This window comes from Streptomyces sp. NPDC047880, assembly GCF_040706515.1.
GTDB lineage: Bacteria > Actinomycetota > Actinomycetes > Streptomycetales > Streptomycetaceae > Streptomyces.
Genome location: NZ_JBEZOK010000011.1, coordinates 207400 through 229395 on the forward strand (window position 1 = coordinate 207400; position 21996 = coordinate 229395).

15 protein-coding genes are annotated in these 21996 nt (G+C 73.5%); 6 read left to right on the forward strand and 9 right to left on the reverse strand.

Annotated elements, in window-relative coordinates; translation table 11 throughout:
* The first annotated feature begins 40 nt into the window (after positions 1–40).
* Positions 41–913, forward strand: a complete 873-nt coding sequence (locus tag AB0937_RS19180; RefSeq protein WP_366713098.1) for a hypothetical protein — start codon at positions 41–43, stop codon at positions 911–913.
* Here AB0937_RS19180 and AB0937_RS19185 read toward each other — a convergent pair.
* The 5 genes from AB0937_RS19185 to AB0937_RS19205 form a co-directional block, all read right to left on the reverse strand.
* Entirely contained in the window at positions 891–3164 is a 2274-nt protein-coding gene (locus AB0937_RS19185) for a hypothetical protein (RefSeq protein WP_366713100.1), read from the reverse strand. The genes AB0937_RS19180 and AB0937_RS19185 overlap by 23 nt on opposite strands.
* Before the next feature lie 47 nt (positions 3165–3211).
* Entirely contained in the window at positions 3212–4297 is a 1086-nt protein-coding gene (locus tag AB0937_RS19190; RefSeq protein ID WP_366713101.1) for a hypothetical protein, read from the reverse strand.
* Positions 4294–5235 (reverse strand): hypothetical protein, encoded by a 942-nt coding sequence (locus tag AB0937_RS19195; protein ID WP_366713103.1) that lies wholly within the window; start codon positions 5233–5235, stop codon positions 4294–4296. Before AB0937_RS19195 ends, AB0937_RS19190 begins: the two co-directional genes overlap by 4 nt.
* 56 nt (positions 5236–5291) lie before the next feature.
* Positions 5292–6545, reverse strand: coding sequence for a cation:proton antiporter (locus AB0937_RS19200; protein ID WP_366713105.1), 1254 nt, complete (start codon positions 6543–6545; stop codon positions 5292–5294).
* Between the two features lie 539 nt (positions 6546–7084).
* Complete coding sequence (locus tag AB0937_RS19205) at positions 7085–8170, reverse strand: M12 family metallopeptidase (protein WP_366713107.1); 1086 nt, start codon at positions 8168–8170, stop codon at positions 7085–7087.
* Between the two features lie 99 nt (positions 8171–8269).
* On the opposite strand from AB0937_RS19205, the gene AB0937_RS19210 reads away from it, so the two are divergent.
* Positions 8270–9997, forward strand: coding sequence for a LuxR C-terminal-related transcriptional regulator (locus tag AB0937_RS19210; RefSeq protein WP_366713109.1), 1728 nt, complete (start codon positions 8270–8272; stop codon positions 9995–9997).
* Between the two features lie 188 nt (positions 9998–10185).
* On the opposite strand, the gene AB0937_RS19215 is transcribed toward AB0937_RS19210, so the two are convergent.
* Positions 10186–12753 carry a CHAT domain-containing protein gene (locus AB0937_RS19215; protein WP_366713138.1) on the reverse strand — a complete coding sequence of 856 codons (2568 nt, stop codon included), beginning with the start codon at positions 12751–12753 and terminating at the stop codon, positions 10186–10188.
* Positions 12754–12923: 170 nt separating this feature from the next.
* Between AB0937_RS19215 and AB0937_RS19220 the strand changes: the two genes are divergently transcribed.
* From AB0937_RS19220 to AB0937_RS19230, 3 genes are all read left to right on the forward strand, one after another.
* On the forward strand, positions 12924–14354 hold the full coding sequence (locus AB0937_RS19220; protein ID WP_366713111.1) for a S8/S53 family peptidase: 1431 nt from the start codon (positions 12924–12926) through the stop codon (positions 14352–14354).
* A 62-nt stretch (positions 14355–14416) separates the two neighbouring features.
* A complete protein-coding gene (locus AB0937_RS19225; RefSeq protein WP_234845394.1) occupies positions 14417–14992 on the forward strand; it encodes a sigma-70 family RNA polymerase sigma factor in 576 nt (191 codons plus the stop codon).
* A 14-nt stretch (positions 14993–15006) separates the two neighbouring features.
* Complete coding sequence (locus AB0937_RS19230; RefSeq protein ID WP_366713140.1) at positions 15007–15486, forward strand: hypothetical protein; 480 nt, start codon at positions 15007–15009, stop codon at positions 15484–15486.
* Positions 15487–15522: 36 nt separating this feature from the next.
* Here AB0937_RS19230 and AB0937_RS19235 read toward each other — a convergent pair whose 3' ends face one another.
* Positions 15523–16311 (reverse strand): N-formylglutamate amidohydrolase, encoded by a 789-nt coding sequence (locus tag AB0937_RS19235; protein ID WP_366713113.1) that lies wholly within the window; start codon positions 16309–16311, stop codon positions 15523–15525.
* 146 nt (positions 16312–16457) lie between these two features.
* Complete coding sequence (locus tag AB0937_RS19240; protein WP_366713114.1) at positions 16458–18677, reverse strand: NADP-dependent isocitrate dehydrogenase; 2220 nt, start codon at positions 18675–18677, stop codon at positions 16458–16460.
* Positions 18678–18864: 187 nt separating this feature from the next.
* Between AB0937_RS19240 and AB0937_RS19245 the strand changes: the two genes are divergently transcribed.
* Complete coding sequence (locus tag AB0937_RS19245; RefSeq protein WP_366713115.1) at positions 18865–20409, forward strand: M1 family metallopeptidase; 1545 nt, start codon at positions 18865–18867, stop codon at positions 20407–20409.
* 368 nt (positions 20410–20777) lie between these two features.
* Here AB0937_RS19245 and AB0937_RS19250 read toward each other — a convergent pair whose 3' ends face one another.
* Positions 20778–21875 (reverse strand): mechanosensitive ion channel family protein, encoded by a 1098-nt coding sequence (locus tag AB0937_RS19250; protein WP_366713116.1) that lies wholly within the window; start codon positions 21873–21875, stop codon positions 20778–20780.
* Positions 21876–21996 lie beyond the last annotated feature (121 nt).

Genomic DNA, 21996 nt, shown 5'->3' on the forward strand with positions numbered 1-21996 from the left:
GTGCCAAGGGGCCTTCGCCGGTGTTCCCGCACTGAGGTCGGTGTCCCACTACAGCAACGGGATCATCGACTTCGTGGTCCGCAGGGGCGGCAGCCCGCCGCTGAGCAGCCTGATCACCGTGGGCGGCGAGGACATCGCGAACGAGGCGCTGCCCGGCAGCCGGCTGCTGCTGTGCACCCAGGACCTGGGCGCGCTGATGCGGCCGCTGGGCACCGGTGAGCTGATGCGTGTCGTGGTGGCCAACGCGCACGGCGGCCTGTGGGGCGGGCGCGTCAAGGCGGGGGAGTACCTGTCCGCGCACACCGACACACCCGGCGGGATGCCCGCCGTGGACGGGGCCATGAACTCCCTCGTCTCCGCCATCCGCACCCAGGTGCACCACCTGCCCGACGAACTGCCCGGCGGCGTCACGGACTCCATGGAGCCCCTGCCGGAGGACAAGGGGCGGCTGCGGATCGACTTCGGGACGGCGGCGGCCGGGCACGACGGCCCCTCCGAGATGCGGCTGCGGGCCCTGTGGGGCGGCCACGTCAACACCCTCGACCTGCAGTACGCCGCCTACTACCGGGACTGGAAACTCGTCTGCGCGGGCGACGTCTTCGAAAGTCCCGACCTCGGCCCGCGCTTCCTGGAGACCAGCGTGCGCTCACGCCGCACCTCCTACCGCGACCTCGCCCAGAGTCTGCGTGGCCATCTCGCCCGCCTCACCGACGCGTTGCGCCTGGTCGTGCCGCCGCCCGCCGATCGCCTCGTCCTGGACGTCCAGGAGGGCGCCGTGTACGTGGTCTGGCTGTCGCCGCGCGACTACGTCCTCGGCGTGACCCTGGACCAGCGGCAGGTCACCCATGCCGAAGCCCGGCTGCGCCTGCTGGCGGACGTCCTGCGCGAGGTCACGGCGCCCGGACGGCGCTGACCAGGTCGCCCCACACCTCGTCGGCGAGTGCCTCCACCGCCCGCGCCACGGTCGGGCGGTGCACCGGGCCCGCCCCGCCGAGGGCCTGCACGGGCAGCACCTCGACCGCCGTCTCGTACTGCCGGCAGACCCCGCGCAGCCGCGCCCACTGCTCCTCGCTCGGCACACCGGCCGAGACGGCACGGAACCAGGCGTCGGCTCCCGTACGGAACGTCTCCGTCAACTGCCGCACCAGCGTGGCGCAGCCCAGCGCCGCCAGCTCCGCCGGCCCCGCCCGCAGGGCCGGACCGCCGACGGCGTCACCGTCCGCCGGGTGTCCGGCCAGCCGTTCCACGGACGCGTCCAGCAGCGCGAACACCTCCTCGAAGCGTCCCTCGACCGGCTCCGGCAGCGCCGTACGCGCCGGGCCGGGCGCCGCCGCGACCAGATCACGCCGGGCCAGATCGCTCACCGTACGCCGCAGCTGCCCCAGTTGGGCACCGTGCTCACCCAGGGCACTGCGCAACTCGGTGGTCAGCTCGGCGAGATCGGCCTCCTGACGCAGTTGGGTGAGGCGGGCACGCAGCCGGTCCAGGGCCTGGTTCACGTCCTGCGCGAAGTCGCCCGGGCGGTACACCAGGGGCTGTGAGCCCAGGGAGCGCGCCAGCCGGTCCCGCATGGTGCGCGACACATGGCCGTTGACCACCAGCAGCACCTCGGCCTGCGCCGGATCGAGGGCGTAGCGCAGGGCCCGGACCCGCGCGGTGATGCGCTCCTCGTCGTCCGCGACGAGCACCGACGGGGTGACCACGATCGCGATGTAGGCGTTGCGGGCCGGCTCCAGCCAGTACGCCACCAGCAACGGGCCGTCGGAGCCGCGTGCCGGGACCGGGTCGGGTGAGGCGATGCGCCACTGGCCCAGCGCCAGCGCGTCGTGGATCGTGGACAGCACCTGGTCGTCGGAGACGTTGTCGTGCAGCTCGCGCACGGCCCGCAGCACGGTCGCGGCACTCACCTCCCGGACCGCGCCGCCGCCGTCCTCGCTCAACTGCCAGGCGTGTCGGCAGGTCTTGAGGATCTCCCGGGGCACCCCGCCGGTGAGCTCCTGGAGGACGCCGACCGACTCGGAACCGAACGGCGCGGGCCACCGCTCGATCGCGTCCGACCCCTCGGACGCCTCCGGCCGGGTGCCCGAACCGACGTACTCGGCGACCAGCCGCCCGGTGAGCTCGGCGCCGAACCGGGTCGGCCACAGCTGTACCACCCGCTCGTGCAGGCTCGGCCGGAACGCGTTCAGACCACGCGGCGACGTGCAGAACACCAGCAGACCGCCCCGGCTGACATACACGTTCACCAGCCGCTCGAAGGCGTCCACGAACGTACGACGGGGCTCCTCGGGCCAGTCCAGCACCTTCTCCAGCGAGTCGATCAGCAGGACGTACGGTTTACCCACCCGGCCGTGCAGGAAGCCCTGGACGGCCAGCGCGTCGAAGACCGGGTCGATGCCCGAGACGGCGTCCTTGATGCCGCGTTCCTTCAACTGCTGCGCGGGCTCGTCGCCGCTCAGCCACGCCCACACCATCGAGGTGAACCGCGGATCCTGGAGCAGGGCGAGCGCGGTGGCGAAGCGCCGGTGCTCCGTCACCTCGCCGAGGGTGACACGCAGGTCGGCGTGCATCACCTCGGGGTCGTAGCGCAGGGCGGACACCACCTTGTCCGGGTCGAGGACCCGGTCGCGCAGCCCGGTGGCGATGTCGTCGAGCGCGATGTCGCCCAGCGGGATGTCGTCCGGCCGCCCCGGGCGCGTGTCGGAGCTCTGCTCGCCGACCCGCACCGCCGTCACGTAGGCGTAGTAGTCCCGGACGAGTTCCTCGAACGCGGCACGCCCCTCCGGGCTGTCGGCGGGGCCCCGCAGCCGGTCGCGGTACATCCGGCCGAAGTCCTGCGCCGGCTCGTCGACGATCCACAGGGCGGGGCCGTCCGGGCGGGCCAGCGCGTTGCAGACCTCCCGGGCCGCATGGGACTTGCCCAGGCCGAACTCGCCCACCACGGCGATCGCCCGGCCGCGCCGGCCGCCCCGGGGCCGGTCCCGGAGGTAGTCGCGCACCAGGCCCTGGAGGTCCTCCAGGATCTGGGTCGGGACATGGGCGTTGCCCGAGTCCGCGGCCTCGACCGGGGCCTCGCCGAGGTCCGCCGACGGGCCGAGTCGCACGACCGGCACCAGGGGGAAGGGGTTGCTGTACCAGGTGTCTGCATTGCCTGCTGCGGCCACGATGGCACTCCTTGCGGATCCTGTGAGGGCGCGGTCGGGGGTGGGCGTCAGCCGCCGGAGCGGGGCGGGATCGGGTCACGGAGCAGGGAGGCGCGGCCTGCCCGCCGCCGCTCCCAGTGAGGTCTGAGCGCGTCGGCGTCGATCGGCCAGGGGTGCGGCGCGCTGCGCAGCGCGTCCGCCGCCGAGTGGAACACCGTCCGCAGCTCGCGTACGTCGGACGGTCTCCATTCGGAGTGTGCCGCCACCAGGGAACTCCTGTCCGGTTCGACCAGTCCGGCCGGGCCGCCGTTCGCCGCCCGGGCGCTGCGACTGAACCGCCAGATGTCCTCGGCGTCCAGCTCGCGCAGCGCCAGATGGGTGACCGCCGCCGACCCGTTGAGGGTGGCGGCCACTTCCCTCGCCGTCTCAGCCGCACCGTGACTCACTTCGACGAACAGTACGATCCTGGGGTGCGCGGCGCTCAGGCAGGAGCGCAGAAAGTCGGTTCGCAGGCCGGCGTCGTTCCACCGTATGTGCGGGATCACGGCGAAGAGCAGGGCGTTGTGCTGGTCCAGCAGATCCCTCATGTCGCCGTAGGCCTGGTACGGATCCTCCTCCGCGACGATCGACCGGACGCGCTCCTCGGGGAACGCGTGCCGCAACAGCCTCTTCGCGATCTCCTTGCGTATGCGGGTGTTGATCAGTTCGACCGGTGCGAACGACCCGTCAGGTCCGACGCTGATGCGGTGGCCGTCGTTCATCAGGCCCGCGGTCGGCACGAACACGGCGAGCGGGTCGCCCGCCTCGGCCGCCCCCTTCGCCACCCGTTGCCGAGCCTCGTGGATACACCGGTGGATGAGGCTCGTCTTGCCCATGCCGGGCAGTCCGCTGACGATCACCACACGGCCGTCCCCGGAGCCCCCGTCGAGGAGTTCGTCGAGCGTGGGCCAGCGCGCGAGGAAGCGCTTCAGCTGCTCGCCCGAGTGATCCACGTCCACCCATTGGTCCATGTGGTCCGGCTGCTTCCACGGCACCAGGGGGTGGTCGGCGCTGAACGTCGCGCGCGCGTCGGCTTCCGGATCACCGTTCGCCGGACCGTTCGATCCGTACGGTTTGCGCACTCCGTAGGGGTTGGCCCAGTCGGAGCTGGTCATGCGTGAGGTCCTCCGGCGCTGGTGGGACGGTCGCTGCCGCGTGTTCCGGGCAGCCACCACAGGGGCGCCGGGCGTCGCAGATCCGCCACCTCGCGGGTCCGCAGGTCCAGGGTCGTGCGCACGGCGTCCGCCTCGCTCTTTCTCTGCCGCGGCAGCAGGAGTTGACCTTCCCGGCTGCTCGGCAGTCTGTCCGTCAGGGGCAGGGAATCGGCCAGCCGCCGGGCCGCCTCGCGGCGCGGACCGGGCCCGGGCACCTGGGCGAGGAGAGCGGTGAGCGTCTCCCGGGCCCGTAACGCCTCGGCGGGGTCCGTCTCGGGATCCTGCTCGTACGCCGCGAGATACAGCCATGCGATCCTCCGGAATTCCTGCACGGCCGCCGTCAGTTGCCGGTCGCGCGTGCGCCGCTCCGCCGAGATCCGTTCCGTCGCCTGTCCGACCAGGGTGAGGGCCGCGCCGGCCGCCAGCAGGTACACCCCGTCGAGGAAACCGCCCAGGCCGCCGGAGCCGCCCTTGTCCGCGGACGCCCCCGGCGGGTCGCCCGCCGCGGCCATGACCGCGTCGCAGACCCGCTCGAAGTCACTCTGATGCTTGCCGGCCCAGTCGTCGAGCGACATCACACCGCCTTCGGAACCGGGCACCCGGACGGCGTCCGGACCGCCCGGGCCCGGCGGGCGCCGCACCACGCCCAGTCGTAACGCGGCCTGCCTGAGCTCGTCACGGTGGTCGTCGGCCAGGCAGTACACGAGACGGACGTCACTGCTGCCGCTGCCGGCCGCGGCCTGACCGGCGCCGGCGGGGAGGAGCAGCAGGGCGCCGAGCAGGACGGGCCGCCAGCGAGGGACGGGGGAGGGGCGCAGGACGCCGTACCTACGCCCGCCGCGGTGGACACGCCCGCAGCGGCGAGGGCGCCCCCCGCCGCTTCCTCCCCGCTCAACCATCCGGCCTCCCCGTTCTCCTGGCCGCGACCCGTCCGGGACGCCGCACACCCCTGCGGCTATGCGGAGGACCGCAGTCCGTCGGTCGTGGCCGGTGCCCCGTCCGGCGTGCCGTCGGCGGGGTCCGGACGCCGGGGGAGACGCTTCCGCCCGGCCGTGGGTTGCCGCTTCTTGCCGGCCCGGTGACGCGACCAGCAGCCGAACCCGATCCGGGCGCCGTAGTGCAGCAGATTGACCGTCACCACGGCCGGTGCGACGACGCCGACCGTCTTCGGGAAGTCGCGTTCGAGGGTGAGGGCGAGCAGCACGGCCGTGAGTCCGTTCTGCTGACCGATTCCCAGCAGGATGCGGTCCCTCGCGGACAGGCCGCGGACGAAGAGCGGCATCAGCAGCACGGCCACCACCGCCTGGGCGAGGAAGGCCGAACCCCCCAGCAGCAGCCCGGGCTTGAACGCCACACCCTGGGCGACGAACAGGCCCAGCAGGGCGGTGGCGAGCAGGAAGGCGCTGGTGACCGCCCGTGCGAGAGGGCGGGCGAACGCCGGTGTGCGCAGGAACAGTCCGGCCACCGCGACGGCCAGCATGAGCATGTTCGCGGCGGCGAGCCCCAGCATGACCACGACCAGGAGGGCGGCGAGCGGCGTCACCGGGCGCCTTGGGCGCATGGGATCCTCGTCCGTCCGGCGGTCCGGCCACAGCCTCGCGCACGCCCACCACGCCAGCAGGGCTCCGGCCAGCAGCAGACCGTTCAGCACCAGCCCGAGGGCGTATCCCCGGGCCCCGCCCCCCACCACCGCGGGCGTGCCCGAGTGGCCCGAGGCCGTGTAGGCGTACCCGGCGACGTACAGCGTCAGCAGGACCGTCATCGGATCGTCGAAGGCCGCCCATGCCGTGAGCAGGGAGCGGGCGCGTTGCGACATGTGCCCGTTCTCGTTGAGGGCGGCCACCGACAACGGGTCGATCTGCGCCACGACGATGCCGAGGACCAGGTACTGCGGGCGGTCGAAGGCCCAGACCATCACGCCCGAGATCATCGCCGCCTTGAGGACGACCCCCAGCGTGACGGCCGCCACCACGCCCCGCAGGTCGCGCCGGAGATCGGCGAGATCGATGCCGTACGTGCTGCCGTACAACCCCACGGCGAGCAGCAGCCCCGTGGCGACGACGTACCCGGTGGTGCCGACCAGGCGCGTCGGGTCCGCCGCCAGGCCGATCGACGTCCCCAGGAACAGCGCGCCCAGCGCTCCGAGCAGTACGGCCGGAACCGCCGGCAGCCTCCGCCGCCGGCCTCGGTCGGGTCGTGACCTCTCCACCTGCTCCCCCCATCCCCCGGTGGTACGCCGCGAGCGTAGTCGGGCCGTAGGCACCTCGTGCGCTTATCGATACGGACGTGCAACCGCGAGAGCAATCAAGCTTAGATGTGAGCACCCGGACGGCGTAACACCATTGCCAGCCGTTCCCTTCCACGATGCCCGGTGGCGACGGCCGCTGAACGCTCTTCACCCCTGGGGTGGATCCACGGTGCCCCGGCCGGTGCGCCCCGCGTCCGCCCCGCCGCCCTCGGCGGGGCCCCGGAGGGCACCGCGTCCGTCGGGTGTGCGCCCCCGGCTCCGGCCGGACATCGGCGTGCGGGTGCGGACGGCGGCGCACGCGCCCGGCAAGCCGCACCCGGCGTGCGCGAGCCGGTGCCCCGGGGCGTGCGCTGGGCCGGTGCCCCCGGCACCCGGCGAGCCGCCCCCCCCCCGGGCACATGGCGTGGTCGAGGACGTCACCCACCCCCATGGGCGACGTCCTCGACCGCTCCCCCGGTGCCGGACTGTGGCTCAGGTGCCCGCGTCGCGGATCCGTGCCGTCACCAGCACATCACCGCCGTCCCGCCGCAACCCCAGGCGGAGTACAGACGTACGCGGACGACGTAGCGGCGGCCCTTGGCGAGCCGGGCGCGGATCGTGGCGTTGTGCGGCGTCCCCCCGTCGTCCCGGCCGGCGAGATAGCGGGGCTCCCCGTCCCGCTCCTCGAAGACCACGACGACGGCGTCGCAGTCGCCGAAGGTTCCCAGCGTGTAGGTGCGGCTCTCCGGCGGGTCGATCACGAAGTCCGCCTGCTCGCCCGGGCCGAGCCCGAGCGGCGCCGAGCGGAACGGCACCAGCGCGGGCGACCCCTGCGGACCCGCCGGCGGATACCAGCGGAGCACGGCCTCCTTGTCGGCGGCGGACAGGGTGCCGGGCGGGTTCAAGCCACCGCGGTACTGCTCCGGTTCCAGGATCAGCCCCGAGGGGAAGGGGAACTCCATGATCGACTGAGGGTCCCAGACCGGGGCGTCCACCTCGTCGGGTCCGAGCTTGCGCAGGATGTTGTAGTGGGTCCGCTCCCGGCTCCAGTGGTGGGGCGGGCCCGCCAGTTCGGCGTACACCGCCTCGTCGTCCCAGTGGATGCCGGCGAACGGGCTCTGGTGCTCGTGCAGCAGGCCGAGCGCGTGCCCGACCTGGTGCAGGGCCGTCGCGCGCTCCCCGGGCGCGGTCAGGTCCCAGCCGAAGTTCATGGTGCGCTCGTGCCGCCCGGCCCGCAGCGCCTCCCGGCCCACCGCCGACCAGGAGCCGTCGCCGGCCTGGAAGCCGATGCGCAGTTCGGCCTCCGAACGGTCGGCGACCTCGGCGAAGGAGATCCCGATGCCGAGGTCCTGCCACTCCCGGAAGCAGGCGCGCACCATGTCCCGCTGCTCCTCGCCACCGGCCCACGACACCCGTCGCGTCATCCCCCTCCCCGGCACGGGGATGACGGACGCGTCGGAGTCGGCGCCGAAGAACCAGTAGTGCAGGACGGTGCCGTTGACCCACATCCGCCGCCCGCTCGCGAGCGCGCTCAGCCGCTCGGCCGCCAGCCCCGGTGCGAAGGCGGGCGCCGGCGCCTGTGCCAGCGAGCAGTAGCGTGCGGTCATGGGTCACAGCCTGCCCTGCGGCCCGTCCCCGGCGCCTGAGTCGGGGGCTACTCAAGTCGCCCTGTATCAAAGGTGAGTAGTGGCGCTCATGTCTGTGTGATGACTTACGAGAGGGACGCGACGACGCTGGAGCTGCCCTGGCCGTTCACCGGCCGGGAGGACGAGCTGGAGCTGGTCCGCCGGTCCCTGACCGGCGCACGGCGCGGCATCGTGGTGACGGGCCCGGCGGGCAGCGGCAAGACCCGCCTGGTCACCGAGGCGATCCGCGGCACCGACTGCGCCCGGGCGGCCGGCACCCCCGAGAGCCGGACCACTCCCTTCGCGGCGTTCGCCCATCTGCTGCCCGAGCCGGTCACGCTGCACCGCGCGGTCCGGTCGCTGTCGGGCGTGCGCACCCTGCTCGTGGACGACGCGCACCTCCTCGACGACGCCTCCGCCTCCCTGGTCCACCAGCTCGCCGTGCACGGGCGGACCCGGCTGCTGGTCGTCACCACGGACGGCCCCTGCGTGCCCGGCGCGATCTCCCGGCTGTGGACCGGTGAACTCCTGCCGCGCCTCGCGCTGGAGCCGCTGCCCGAGGAGGAGACCGACCCCCTGCTCACGGCCGGTGCCGGTCCCCTCGACGCGCTCACCGCGAACCGGCTGCGCCGTCTGAGCCAGGGCGACCTGCGACTGCTGCGTGACCTGCTGGGGGCGGTGCGCGGGCTGCTGACCTCCGTCCCCGGCACCGGAGAACGGGCGTGGCGGGGCCCGGTCCCGCTGACCCCGGCCGTCCGCGAGCGCGCCGTCCCCGTCCTCGGCCGGACCTGCCCTCTGGAGCGCGAGACCCTCGACCGGCTCGCCTTCGCCGAACCCCTGCCGCCGGACCAGGACGACCTGGATCTCGCGGTCCTCGAAGCGCTGGAGTCCGACGGCCTGATCGAGGTCGACGACCGGGGTGCCGTCCGTCTCGCCCACCCCCTGTACGGGCCGGTGCTGCGGGCCGCGGCGGGCCGGCTGCGGGCACGCCGGCTGGCGAGGACGCAGGACGCGTACGCCGCCGCCCTCGACGCCGAGTCGGCCGCCCTGGCCCGCCGCATCGACCGGGCCGACGTCCGCGCGACGGCCACGCCGGTGGGGGAGTGGCTGGTGGCCGAGGGCGGGCCGCTGCCGGCCGGGTACGCCGCGGTGCGCGCCCGGTTCGCCCGGCTGCGCGGGGAGGTCCGGGAGGCCGCGGCCTGGGCGCGGGAAGGCCTGCGGGGTGATCCCGGGGACGCGTCCTGCCGGGCGGAACTCGACCTGGCCGTCGCGGCGGTGGACAGCCCCGGCGGCCCCGGCCTGGATCCGGAGGCCCTCACCGACCCCTACGACGCCGTGCGCCTCGGTGCCCCCGGGAGGGCCGTCGACCGGCTCGGTGGCGTCTTCGCCCGCCACGCCGACGCACTCAGCCGCGCCGACGGCCCGCAACTCGACGAGGTGGCCGGGGAACTGGAGCGGCGGGGCTTCCTGCTGTTCGCCGCCGAGGCCCACGCCCAGGCCGTGCGCGCGCACCGTGATCCGCGCGCCGCCCGGAACTCGCGCACCCGGGCCGTCGCGCTGGCCCGGCGCTGCCAGGGCGCCCGCACGCCCGCACTGTCCGGACTGGTCCTCGGCGAACTCACCGCCAGACAGCGGCAGATCGTCACCCTGGCGGCATCCGGCCTGACCAACCGGCAGATCGCCGAACGCCTCACACTGTCCGTCCGGACCGTCGGCAACCACCTCTACAGCGCCTACGCCCGGCTCGGGGCGAGCGACCGCGGCGCCCTGCCGTGGCTGGACCGCACACCGGAGGCCCAGCCGGCCTGAGCCGGGACCGGACAGCCGATGTTGCTCGGTCACCAGGACACGGCCGACTTGAACCGGCACAGCGGTGCCCGAGCCGCGTCAGGGCAGCCGGTTTGCTCCGGCGCCGTGACAGCCGGCTCGGACCGGCGCCAGGGCAGTCGGCTCGGACCGGCAGCAGGACAGGCGGCCTGACCCGCACAGGGGACGGGTCAGGCCGCCCCGAACGCGGCGAACGCCCAGCCCGTGGCCTGGTGCAGGGCATCGCCCGGCAGCGCGGCCCGGGCGTCGCGCAGCGCCTCCGCCAGGGACAGACCGGCGTCGAGGCCCTTGTGCAGCGCGAGCATCAGCGGTACCACCGCGGCGTCGTTCACGGGCGCGCTGCACGCCACCACCCCGGCCGTGCCCAGCGGCAGCAACGCCGTGACCAGACCCAGCAGTTCGTCGGCCCCGACGGAGGCGAGCCGGGCGGTGTCGCAGCAGGACAGGATGATCCGGTAGGGGCTGCGGTCCAGTCGCTCGAAGTCGTGCACGACGATCGGCCCGTCCGCCATCCGCAGGGACGAGAACAGCGGGCTGTCCGCACGGAACGTGCCGTGCGCCGCGATGTGGGCCAGCGCCGCCCCGTCCAGCTCCTCCAGCACCCGGGGCACCCGCGCCCGGTCCTCCTCCAGGACCGTCGCACAGCCGTACCGTCCGGCCAGTTCGGGCACCTCGGCGCCGCCCGACGCCAGGCCCGGCCCGCGCACCAGCACGTGGCAGCCGTCCGGCGGCGGCGCGGTCCCCCGGGCCCGCAGCCAGCTGCCCGCCGACGGCGACACGCTGAGCACCCGCTCCCGCAGCGACGGCAGCAGCGCCCACGGCACCCGGTGCAGCCGCCCCGGCGGCACGATCACCACCGGCCCGCGGCCCAGATGCGCCGCGGCCGGTCCGAGCAGCAGTTCCTCCAGCCGGCGCCCCGCCGCCTCCACCACCGGAAGCCGTGCCTCGGCCCCGGGGTGGGCCAGCCGCCGCAGGCCCGCCTGCACGTGCTCGGCCTCGGTCTCCGCCTCGGCGAGCAGCCCGGCCCCGAACCGGCGCACCCGCCCCCGCCCGCACAGCAGCACCTGCACCCGCCCGTCGACGACGGCGAGCTCCACCAGCAGGATCTCGTCGCCCAGGTGTTCCAGCAGCCGGCCGACGTCGAACCGGTTCCCGTCCCCGGGCGCCTCGCCCCGCATGTGCAGCGTCCGGGAACGGATCTCCCGCTCCAGGCGCCGCTGTTCGCGCTCCAGCGCCACGACCGGCCGGCCCTCCATCCGGGCCGCCTCCGCACGCGAGGCGATCTCCCGGAAGGCCGTCATGCCGCTGAGCAGCTCCGGGTCCGCGGGCGGCCGGGTCGGCGGTGCGGACAGCACGGTGGCCCGCCAGCGCTCGCTCCACACCAGCAGCTGCCGCGGTCCGCCGGAGACCAGACTGACCCGCTGCGCCAACGCCGCCAGTTCCGCGCCCTGCTCGGTGGCACGCGCCCGGAGCTCCGAGGCACCCAGGGTCATCCGGTGGTCGTCCAGCACGTCCAGGCCCCGCCGGCAGGCCTCCAGCACCCCCCGGGACGATCCGGCGGCCCGGGCCCGCAACGCCTGCGCCGCCCAGCCCGTCAACCGCGCCAGCGGCGGACCGCTGCGCCGGCTGCGCGCCGCTGCGGCCAAGTGCCGCTCCGCGTCCGCGGTCCAGCCCAGGTCCAGCGCGATCCGGCCCGCGAGCAGCGACGCCTCCGGCGCGGCCGGGGAGCCGAAGGACGCCAGCTTCCCGGCCACCGCGGCCGCGTCGGCGACCAGCCGCCCCGAGCCGCGCCCGGCCGCGTGCCGCGCCTCGGTCAGCACCAGCCGGGCGTGCGTCTCCCACCAGGTGCGCCGCTGCCCGGCGAACAGCCGTACCGCGAGGGCCGCACGGGCGATCGCCGTGTGCGGATCGCCCGCGAGCCGGGCCGCCCGCGCCGCGGCCAGCAGCAGCTCCGCCTTGCGGGTGGACTGCCCGCCGATCCCGTCCAGCCTCCCGGTCGCCGCGTCCGCCTCGGCCAGCGCCTCCGGTGCCAGACCGGCCGCCATCAGCACCTCGCAGCGCCGGATGTTCAGCATGAACGTCGGCGTGCCGAGCCGGGCGTACCGCTCCTCCGCCTCGTCCAGCAGCCGCAGCGCCGCCGGCACGTCCCCCGACCGGAAGGCGGCCAGGCCCCGGCTCTCCACCGCGTCGGCCTTGTCGTGCTCCTGGCCGGTGGTGTCCCACAGTGCCTCGGCCGCGCTGAAGTCCGCCTCCGCCCGCTCCACCGCCCCCAGCGCCAGATGCACGGTGGCCCGCAGGGTCAGCGCCCGCGCCGTCCAGATCACGTCGTCCGCCTGCCGCAGCACGGGCACCGCCCGGCGCACGTCCTCCAGCGCCTCGCGATGGTGACCGAGCACCCACCACACGTACGCCCGCCGGTACAGCACCCGCGCCCTGGTGTGCCCGCCGCCCCGTGCCACCCCCCGCTCGAACGCGGCCAGGCCGTCCCGGGTGCGGCCCGCGTGCACCAGTGCCACGCCCAGCGTGGCCAGCACGTCCGCCTCCCGGTCGGCCGAGTCGGCGCGCGCCGCGCACTCCCGGGCCCGCCGCAGATGGTGCAGCGCGAGCCGCAGGTCGCCGAAGTCCCGCTGCCAGATGCCGATCACCTGGTGGGCCACGGAGGCGTCCAGCGGGGAGGGGCCGGCGTCGAGCAGCGCCCGGGCCCCCGCGAGGGCCTCGCCCGGGTCGGCGAACACCATCGGCAGCAGTTCGGTCACCGAGTCGCTTCCCGCTGTCACTCCTCGGATGGTACTGGTCACGGAGCACGCCCCACAGGTGTGGAGCTGTATCAAGGGACGCCCCGGCGGCTCTTGTTGACGACCGCTCAGCGCCACCGGACGACGCCGTCGCACCAACGGGAGGACCCGCCATGGCACCTCAGCGATTCCACGAGCAGTTCGACCACATCCAGCGCTCGATGCCGGACGTCCCCCTGGCGATGGGCCCGGACGACTCGGCGGAGTTCATGTACGAGAAGGGCGTGGTCCTCGTCCGTGACGGAGAGGAGGCCCGGGTCGTCGAGGACACGGTGCGGGCCCACTTCACGGCGGCACCCGACCTCGACCAGGAGCAGGTCCGGCGCGCGGGCCCGCAGACCAACCGCAGCGGCATCACCCGCATCCGGGTCGGTGACCCGGGCGAGGGCGGACGGGACGCCGACCGTGCGGTCGCCCACGCCCTGCGCTCGGTACGGGAGCAGGAGTCCCGGGCCGGGCACCGGATGGTCGCCCGCAATCACGTGGTGCACATCGCCGTCAACGCGTGCCCCGGCGACGAACCCGTGCCCGCACCGCTCAGCGAGCCACCCAACCCGGCCGCCGCCGACACGCCCCACGACCCGGACACCGCCGTGGCCGTCCTCGTCGTCGACACCGGCCTCACGCACGACTACCGCTCCTGCGGCCTGCTGGCCCACACCGGCGGCGACGTCCAGGTGCGGGAGTGCGACGACCAGGGGGTCCTCCAGCAGTACGTCGGCCACGGCACGTTCATCGCCGGGCTCGTGGCGGCCGTGGCGCCCAACACCGACATCACCGTGCGCGGCACCCTCAACGACGCGGGCGCCATCCTGGAGTCGGAGTTCGGCGAGAGGCTCTTCGACGCCGTCGACGCGGGCGGCTGGCCCGACGTCCTCAGCCTCTCCGCCGGCACAGCCAACGGCCGCACCGACGGCCTGCTGGGCGTCGAGAACTTCATGCGGGAACTGCGCGAGCAGCGCACCCTGCTGGTCGCCGCCGCCGGCAACAACGCCGGCGCCACGCCCTTCTGGCCCGCCGCCTACGCCGATCTGCCCGGCTGGGAGGACTCCGTGCTGTCGGTCGGCGCCCTGCGCAGCGACGGCGAGTTCGGCGCCTGCTTCACCAACCACGGCCCCTGGGTGAAGGTCTACGCCCCCGGCGAGCGCCTCACCAGCGCCCTCACCGGCTTCGACTCCCCGGTCCCGTACGTCTACCAGCACTCCACCTACGACGCCTGCCGCTACGGCTTCTCCTACGGCTGCACGTGCAGCCACCCCCGCCACAGCGGCGTGCTGAGCGACGAGGGCGTCGCCGCCAAGCCGGACCAGGTGATGTTCGAGGGGTACGCGCAGTGGAGCGGCACCTCCTTCGCCACCCCGGTGACCGCCGGCCTGGTCGCCGCCCACATGACGGCGCACAAGGAGACCGACCCGCGCGCGGCCCGACAGCAGCTCCTGCACACCAACACGGAGTTCGCGGAAGTGCGCGGTGCGCACGTTCCGGCGCTGCGTCCGCCCACCTGGCGCCCGGTCCCCGTCGTGCGCCTCGGCCCCGGACTGTGATGGCCGAAGCCGCCCCCTCCACGGCGTACGATGACGTGCCGTACTCGAGGGGTGGGGCTGCCGTGGACCGTACTGATGCCGGCGCGCTCGTCCAGGCGGCCGCCGACGGCGACGCGGCGGCCTGGAAGGCGCTCGTGGAAGGGCTGAGCCCTCTGGTGTGGTCCGTCGTCCGGGCCCACAGGCTCTCCGACGCCGACGCCCACGAGGTGTACCAGACGGCGTGGTTCCGCTTCGCCCAGCACCTCGGGCGGATCCGCGAGCCCGGCAAGGCCGGCGCGTGGCTGGCGAGCACCGCGCGCCACGAGTGCCTGAAGGTCATCCGCAGCGCGCAGCGACTCACTCTGACGGACGACCCGCGGATGCTGGACCGGGTCAGCGAGGACGGCACGCCGGAACAGTCGCTGCTCGACTCCGAGGAGGCCGCCGCGCAGAGCGAACGCGTCCGGCGGCTGTGGCAGGAGTTCGAGGAACTGGGCGAGCGATGCAGGCAGTTGCTGCGCGTGCTGATGGCCACGCCGCCGCCCAGCTACCACGACGTGTCCGCCGCGCTGGGGATCGCGGTGGGCAGCATCGGGCCGCTGCGCCAGCGCTGCCTCAGGCGCCTGCGGGCCCGGCTCGAGGCACGGGGGGCGATGTGAGCGGCATGAACGGCATGAACGACGACGACCTTTTCGGCGAAGAGGACTTCGACGACCGGGAGTTCGACGACGATCTGCTGGAGGAGGAGCTGCGGCGGGCCGCCGCCGTCCTCGACCCGGTTCCGGCGGTGCTCCAGCAGATCGCGGTCGACGCCTACGCGCTGCACGACCTGGACACGCGCGTGGCCGAGCTGGCCTTCGACTCGCTGGTCGACGCCCTCCCGGTCAGGGGTGTCGCCGACGTGCCCCGGATGCTGACGTTCCGGGCGGGTGAGGTGACCGTGGACGTCGAGGTGACCGAGCGGGGGCTGATGGGGCAGGTGCTGCCGCCGCAACCGGCCCGGATCGAGGTCCTCTGCGGGCCGCGGCCCGGCTCCCCGCTCACGGCCGACGACCTGGGCCGCTTCACCACCGACGTTCCGCTGTCCGGCCCGTTCGCCCTGCGGCTGCGGACCGGCGGGGACGTGGTGGAGACGGAGTGGCTGCGGGCCTGATCGCGGTGCGGTGACCACGGATCACCGCAGGGCGGTTCAGCGGGACACGGCGTCCACCAGTCGCGCCAGTGCCCCGCCGAGCCGCTCCAGCCCGGGCCCGGCGGGGCCGCCCGGCTCGGTCATGTAGGTGTCGCGGCGGATCTCGACCATGAGGGCGCTCACCTCGGGCCGCCTCCCGTAGAACTCCAGGGGGACGTAGGTTCCGCTGAACGGGGTGTCGAGTTCCGTCTCCCCGAACGCCTCCCGGGCGGCGTCCAGCAGCGCGGGAGGGGTGTGGAAGGAGTCGGTGCCGAGACAGACCGCCGGGCGGGGCCCCTCCCCGTGCAGCTCGTAGGGCAGCCTCCGGCTGGGGTACGAGTGCACGTCGATGATCACGGCCCGTCCGGTGGCTTCCAGCCGGTCCGCCACGGCCCGTGTCACCGCCCGCGCGTACGGCTCGAAGTACCGCTCGACGAGCGGCCCGGCATCGACGCTGCCGGGCCGCAGCACCCCGCCGTGCGTGGTCCGCGTGTAGACCGCCCCCATTCCGACGGCCAGCATCTCCTCCCGCTCGTCCGGGAACCGCTCCGGATCGACGACCAGCCGCGACAGCCGGTTGACGAAGCGCCACGGTGTGACGGCGGCCAGCCCGGCCGCCGTCTCGGCGATCTCCGCCGTGTGCGCGTCGGTGATGTGGTCGAGCTCCCGCCCCAGCTCCTCGTCGCCGAGCACGATCCGCTCCCGCACGGCGTCCGGTATCTGCCGTGCGGAGTGCGGCACGTGGAGGATCACAGGCGACCGTCGGTCTCCGGTCAGCAGCTCGAAGGCGTGCGGGGCGTCGGTCACGGGGCGGCTCCAGGACGTTGTTCCGGTGGTGTCCGAAAGGATCGAGGCGGGGCCCACCGGGCCGGGGGAGGGTCGGACACGGCTCCGCCCCGGCCGGGCGCTGTGCCGGCCGGGGCGGAGTCGGCGGGCCGCAAGGGCCCATGGCGTCAGCTCAGGGACGCCAGGGCCTCGTTCCACGTGGTGGACGGGCGCATGGCCGCCGCGGCCTTCGCCGGGTCGGGCTGGTAGTAGCCGCCGATCTCGACGGGCTTGCCCTGGGCGCCGACCAGCTCGTCGACGATCTTCTGCTCGTTCGCGGCGAGCGTCTCGGCGAGCGGCGCGAAGGCCTTCGCCAGGTCCGCGTCGTCGGTCTGCCCGGCCAGCTCCTGCGCCCAGTACAGGGACAGGTAGAAGTGGCTGCCGCGGTTGTCGATGCCGCCGACGCGACGGGTCGGGGACTTGTCCTCGTTGAGGAAGGTCGCCGTTGCGCGGTCGAGGGTGTCGGCCAGCACCTGGGCGCGGGCGTTGCCCGTCACCTTGGCGTACTGCTCCAGGGACGGCACCAGGGCGAAGAACTCACCCAGGGAGTCCCAGCGCAGGTAGTTCTCCTTGACCAGCTGCTGCACGTGCTTCGGCGCCGAGCCGCCCGCACCCGTCTCGAACAGGCCGCCGCCCGCCATCAGCGGGACGACCGACAGCATCTTGGCGCTGGTGCCCAGCTCCAGGATCGGGAACAGGTCGGTCAGGTAGTCGCGCAGGACGTTGCCGGTGACCGAGATCGTGTTCTCGCCGCGGCGGATGCGCTCCACGGACAGCTTCGTCGCCTCGACCGGGTTGAGGATCCGGATGTCCAGGCCCTCGGTGTCGTGCTCGGCGAGGTAGGTGTTGACCTTGGCGATCAGGTTGGCGTCGTGCGCGCGGGTCTCGTCCAGCCAGAACACCGCCGGGTCGCCGGTGGCGCGGGCGCGGGTGACGGCCAGCTTCACCCAGTCCTTGATCGGCGCGTCCTTGGTCTGGCAGGCGCGGAAGATGTCGCCGGCCGAGACGGTCTGCTCGATCAGGGCGGTGCCGTTGCCGTCGACCAGACGGACGGTGCCCGTGGTGGGGATCTCGAACGTCTTGTCGTGGCTGCCGTACTCCTCGGCCTTCTGCGCCATCAGACCGACGTTCGGCACCGTGCCCATGACGGACGGGTCGAAGGCGCCGTTGGCCCGGCAGTCCTCGATCACGGCCTGGTAGACGCCCGCGTAGGAGGAGTCCGGGATGACCGCGAGGGCGTCGTGCTCCTGCCCGTCCGGGCCCCACATGTGGCCGGAGGTGCGGATCATGGCCGGCATGGAGGCGTCGATGATGACGTCGGAGGGCACGTGCAGGTTGGTGATGCCCTTGTCGGAGTCCACCATCGCCAGCTCCGGTCCCTCGGCGAGCTCGGCGTCGAAGGAGGCCTTGATCTCGGCGCCCTCCGGCAGGGCGTCCAGGCCCTTCCAGATGCCGCCCAGACCGTCGTTCGGGGTCAGACCGGCGGCGGCGATCTTGTCGCCGTACCGCGCGAACGTCTTCGGGAAGAAGGCGCGCACCACGTGACCGAAGACGATCGGGTCGGAGACCTTCATCATCGTCGCCTTCAGGTGCACCGAGAACAGCACGCCCTCGGCCTTGGCGCGGGCGACCTGCGCGGTCAGGAACTCGCGCAGCGCGGCGACGCGCATCACGGAGGCGTCGACGACCTCACCGGCGAGCACCGGTACGGACTCGCGCAGCACGGTGGTGGTGCCGTCGTCACCGACGAGCTCGATGCGCAGCGCGCCGTCCTCGGCGATCACGACCGACTTCTCGGTGGAGCGGAAGTCGTTCTGGCCCATGGTCGCCACGTTGGTCTTGGACTCGGGGGTCCAGGCGCCCATGCGGTGCGGGTGGGACTTGGCGTAGTTCTTGACCGAGGCGGGGGCGCGCCGGTCGGAGTTGCCCTCACGCAGGACCGGGTTCACGGCGGAGCCCTTGACCTTGTCGTAGCGGGCGCGGATCTCGCGCTCCTCGTCGGTCTTCGGGTCGTCCGGGTAGTCCGGCAGCGCGTAGCCCTGGCCCTGCAGCTCGGCCACGGCGGCCTTGAGCTGCGGGATGGACGCCGAGATGTTCGGCAGCTTGACGATGTTGGCGGCGGGCGTCTTGGCCAGCTCGCCGAGCTCCGCGAGGGCGTCCGGGATGCGCTGGTCCTCGGTCAGGTACTCCGGGAACACGGCGATGATGCGTCCGGCCAGCGAGATGTCGCGGGTCTCCACGGGGACACCCGCCTGCGATGCGTACGCCCGGACCACCGGCAGGAAGGAATACGTCGCCAGGGCGGGGGCCTCGTCAGTGTGCGTATAGATGATGGTCGAGTCAGTCACCGGGTGCTCCGCTCCACGTCTGCAACATTGCTCGACATCAAGATATCTCGTGATCGACCTCGTCTCGACAGGGGTCCGCGACCGGTTTCGTGCAACCGATCGCCCGCTTCGCGTGTCCTGGAGAGAGATCACTCACTCCCAGCCACGGCCGGACCTGACCACCCGGCCGTCCGAGCGAAAGCGGACCATGAGATATCGCACCAGAGTGACGGCCCCCGCGGCCGCCCTGATCGGCACCGCGGCGGCACTCACCACGGGGATTCCCGCCCAGGCCGCCCCCGGGACCGGCGCCACCCCCGGCGCCGAGACCCTCGGCGATTCGGTCTACCCCGCCCTCGGCAACGGCGGATACCGCGTCTCGGCCTACCACCTCGACTTCGCCTACGACGCCACGGCCAAGCTCGTCGAAGCCACCGCGACCCTGACCATCTGCACCACCCAGGCCCTGAGCCGCTTCTCCCTGGACGCGCGCGGCCTGGACATACGCTCCGTCCGGGTCGACGGCCGCACGGCCTCCGTCGAGCAGGTGGCCGAGAAGCTGCGGATCACCCCCGCCCGGCAGCTCGCGACGAAATCCCGGGTCAAGGTCGAGGTGGCCTACGGCGCCGACCCGCGCCGGGCCCCGGCGCCCACCGGCGGGTGGGTGCCCACCCCCGACGGGTTCGCCGTGTGCTGCCAGCCGGACCTGGCGCGCACCGTCTTCCCCTGCAACGACCACCCCTCCGACAAGGCCGACTTCACCTTCCGGATCACCGTGCCCGACGGGCTGCGGGGCGTCGCGAGCGGCATGCTGGTGCGCACCGAGCAGCTGTCCGGCGGCCTGACCGCGTACACGTACCGCTCCCGCTCGCCGATCGCCACCGAGGTGGTGCAGATCACCGTCGGCGACTACGTGATCAAGGACAGGCAGGGTCCGCACGGCCTGCCGCTGCGCGACGTCGTCCCGGTGGCCCGGGCCACCGCCCTGGAACCGGCCCTGGCGCTCACCCCGGCCCTGGTGGCGTGGGTCGAGCAGCGGCTCGGCGCGTACCCCTTCGAGACGTACGGCCTGCTGCCCTGCAACAACGACGCCTCGAACGCCTTCGACTTCACCGGCCTGGAGACCCAGACCCTCACGCTCTACAAGCCGAACTACCTCCTCCAGGAGGAGAGCAAGATCGGCTCGCACATGATGCACGAGCTGGTCCACTCCTACTTCGGCAACAGCGTCAGCCCCGCGAGCTGGGCCGACCTGTGGCTGAACGAGGGCCACGCCGACTTCTACGGCCTGCTGTACCGCTACGAGCGCGGCTGGACCGATTCGCTTGGCATGACCACGCTGGAAGCGCGCATGAAGCACACCTACGCCCAGGGCGACCAGTGGCGTCGCGACTCCGGGCCGGTGGCGGCGCCCAATGCGGCCAACCTGTTCGACAGCCAGCGCTACCTGGGCGGCGTGCTCGTGCTGTACGCGCTGCGGCAGCAGGTCGGCGAGGCGGCCTTCACGGCCCTGGAACGCACGTTCCTGGAGCGTTACCGCGACTCCACCGCCTCCACCGAGGACTACATCGCCGTCGCCTCGGAGGTCTCGGGACAGGACCTCACCGGCTTCCTGCGGGACTGGCTGTACGGCACGAAGACGCCGCGGATGCCGGGGCACCCGGACTGGACCGTGACGCCGGTGAAGGCGTCCCTCGCGTCGCCGCGCGACCGGAGGGACAGCCGCCACCACGAGAACTCCGCGACGCTGTAACGAGCGGGCGCGTCCCGGCCGAGGCGGCGGGTCTCGGTCAGGGCGGCGGGTCTCGGTCGTGACGGTGCGTCTCGGTCGAGGCGGTGGGTCTCGGTCGTGGCGGTGCGTCCGGGCCGAGCCCGCGCGTCTCGGCCGAGGGCCCGTGCCCCGGCCGAGCGTGCCTCTCCGTCGCGCCGTCGCCTCTCGGTCGTGGCGGTGCGTCCGGGCCGAGCCCGCGCGTCTCGGCCGAGGGCCCGTGTCCCGGCCGAGCGTGCCTCTCCGTCGCGCCGTCGCCTCTCGGTCGTGGCGGTGCGTCCCAATCGAGCCCGCGCGTCTCGGCCGAGGGCCCGTGCCCCGGCCGAGCGCGCCTCTCAGCCGCGCGTCGTACCTCAGTCGAGCCGGGCGGGGCTCAGACCGCCCGGCTCGATCTCGACGGTCCGCTGCTGCGGGATGACGACCCCGCCCTGCTGGAGCGCCACCGTGCGCGCCGGGGCGGGGATGCGGATGCCCTCCGCGCGGTAGCGCTTGTGCAGGCGCTTGATGAACTCGTGCTTGATCCGGTACTGGTCGCTGAACTCGCCGACACCCAGGATGACGGTGAAGCCGATGCGGGAGTCGCCGAAGGTGTGGAACCGGATGATCGGCTCGTGGTCCGCCACGGCGCCGTCGACCTCGGTCATCGTCTCGGCGATGACCTCGTTGGTGACCCGTTCCACGTGCTCCAGGTCGCTGTCGTAGGCCACCCCGACCTGGACCAGGACGGTCAGTTGCTCCTCGGGGCGCATGAAGTTGGTCATGTTGGCCTTGGCGAGCTGGCCGTTGGGGATCACGACGAGGTTGTTCGACAGGTTGCGGATCGTCGTCTGCCGCCAGTTGATGTCCTCGACGTAGCCCTCCTCACCGCTGCTGAGCCGGATGTAGTCACCGGGCTGGACGGTCTTCGAGGCGAGGATGTGGATGCCCGCGAAGAGGTTGGCGAGGGTGTCCTGCAAAGCCAGGGCGACGGCCAGACCGCCGACGCCGAGGGCGGTGAGCAGCGGCGCTATCGAGATGCCCAGGGTCTGGAGCACCACCAGGAAGCCGATCGCCAGCACCAGGATCCGGGTGATGTTGACGAAGATCGTGGCTGATCCGGCGACCCCGGAGCGGGACTGGGTGACCGTGCGCACCAGCCCCGTCACGACCCGCGCCACCGACACGGTCGCCACGAAGATCAGCAGCACGGTGAGCACCTGGTTGGTGGTGTGCTGCACCGTCCTGGTCAGCGGCAGCACCGCCGCCGCGCCCGCCACACCGCCCACGACCGCCGCCCAGGGCACCACGGCCCGCAGCGCGTGCACGATCACGTCGTCGCCGCTCCAGCGGGTGCGGTCGGCGTGCCGGCCGAGCCAGCGCAGCAGGACGCGCAGCGCGAACGCCGCCAGCAGGCCCGAGCCGAGGGCGATGCCGGCGAACAGCAGATCGTCCACGGTCAGTGCCCGGTTCACCGGTCACCTCCGGGGCGGGGAACCGCGGCGAACGCCGCCACCTGCGGCCGGATGTGAGATTTCGTCACGTCGTCACCTGCTCGTCTTCCGGGATGTCAGAAGGTGCCCGACCACCCTGACC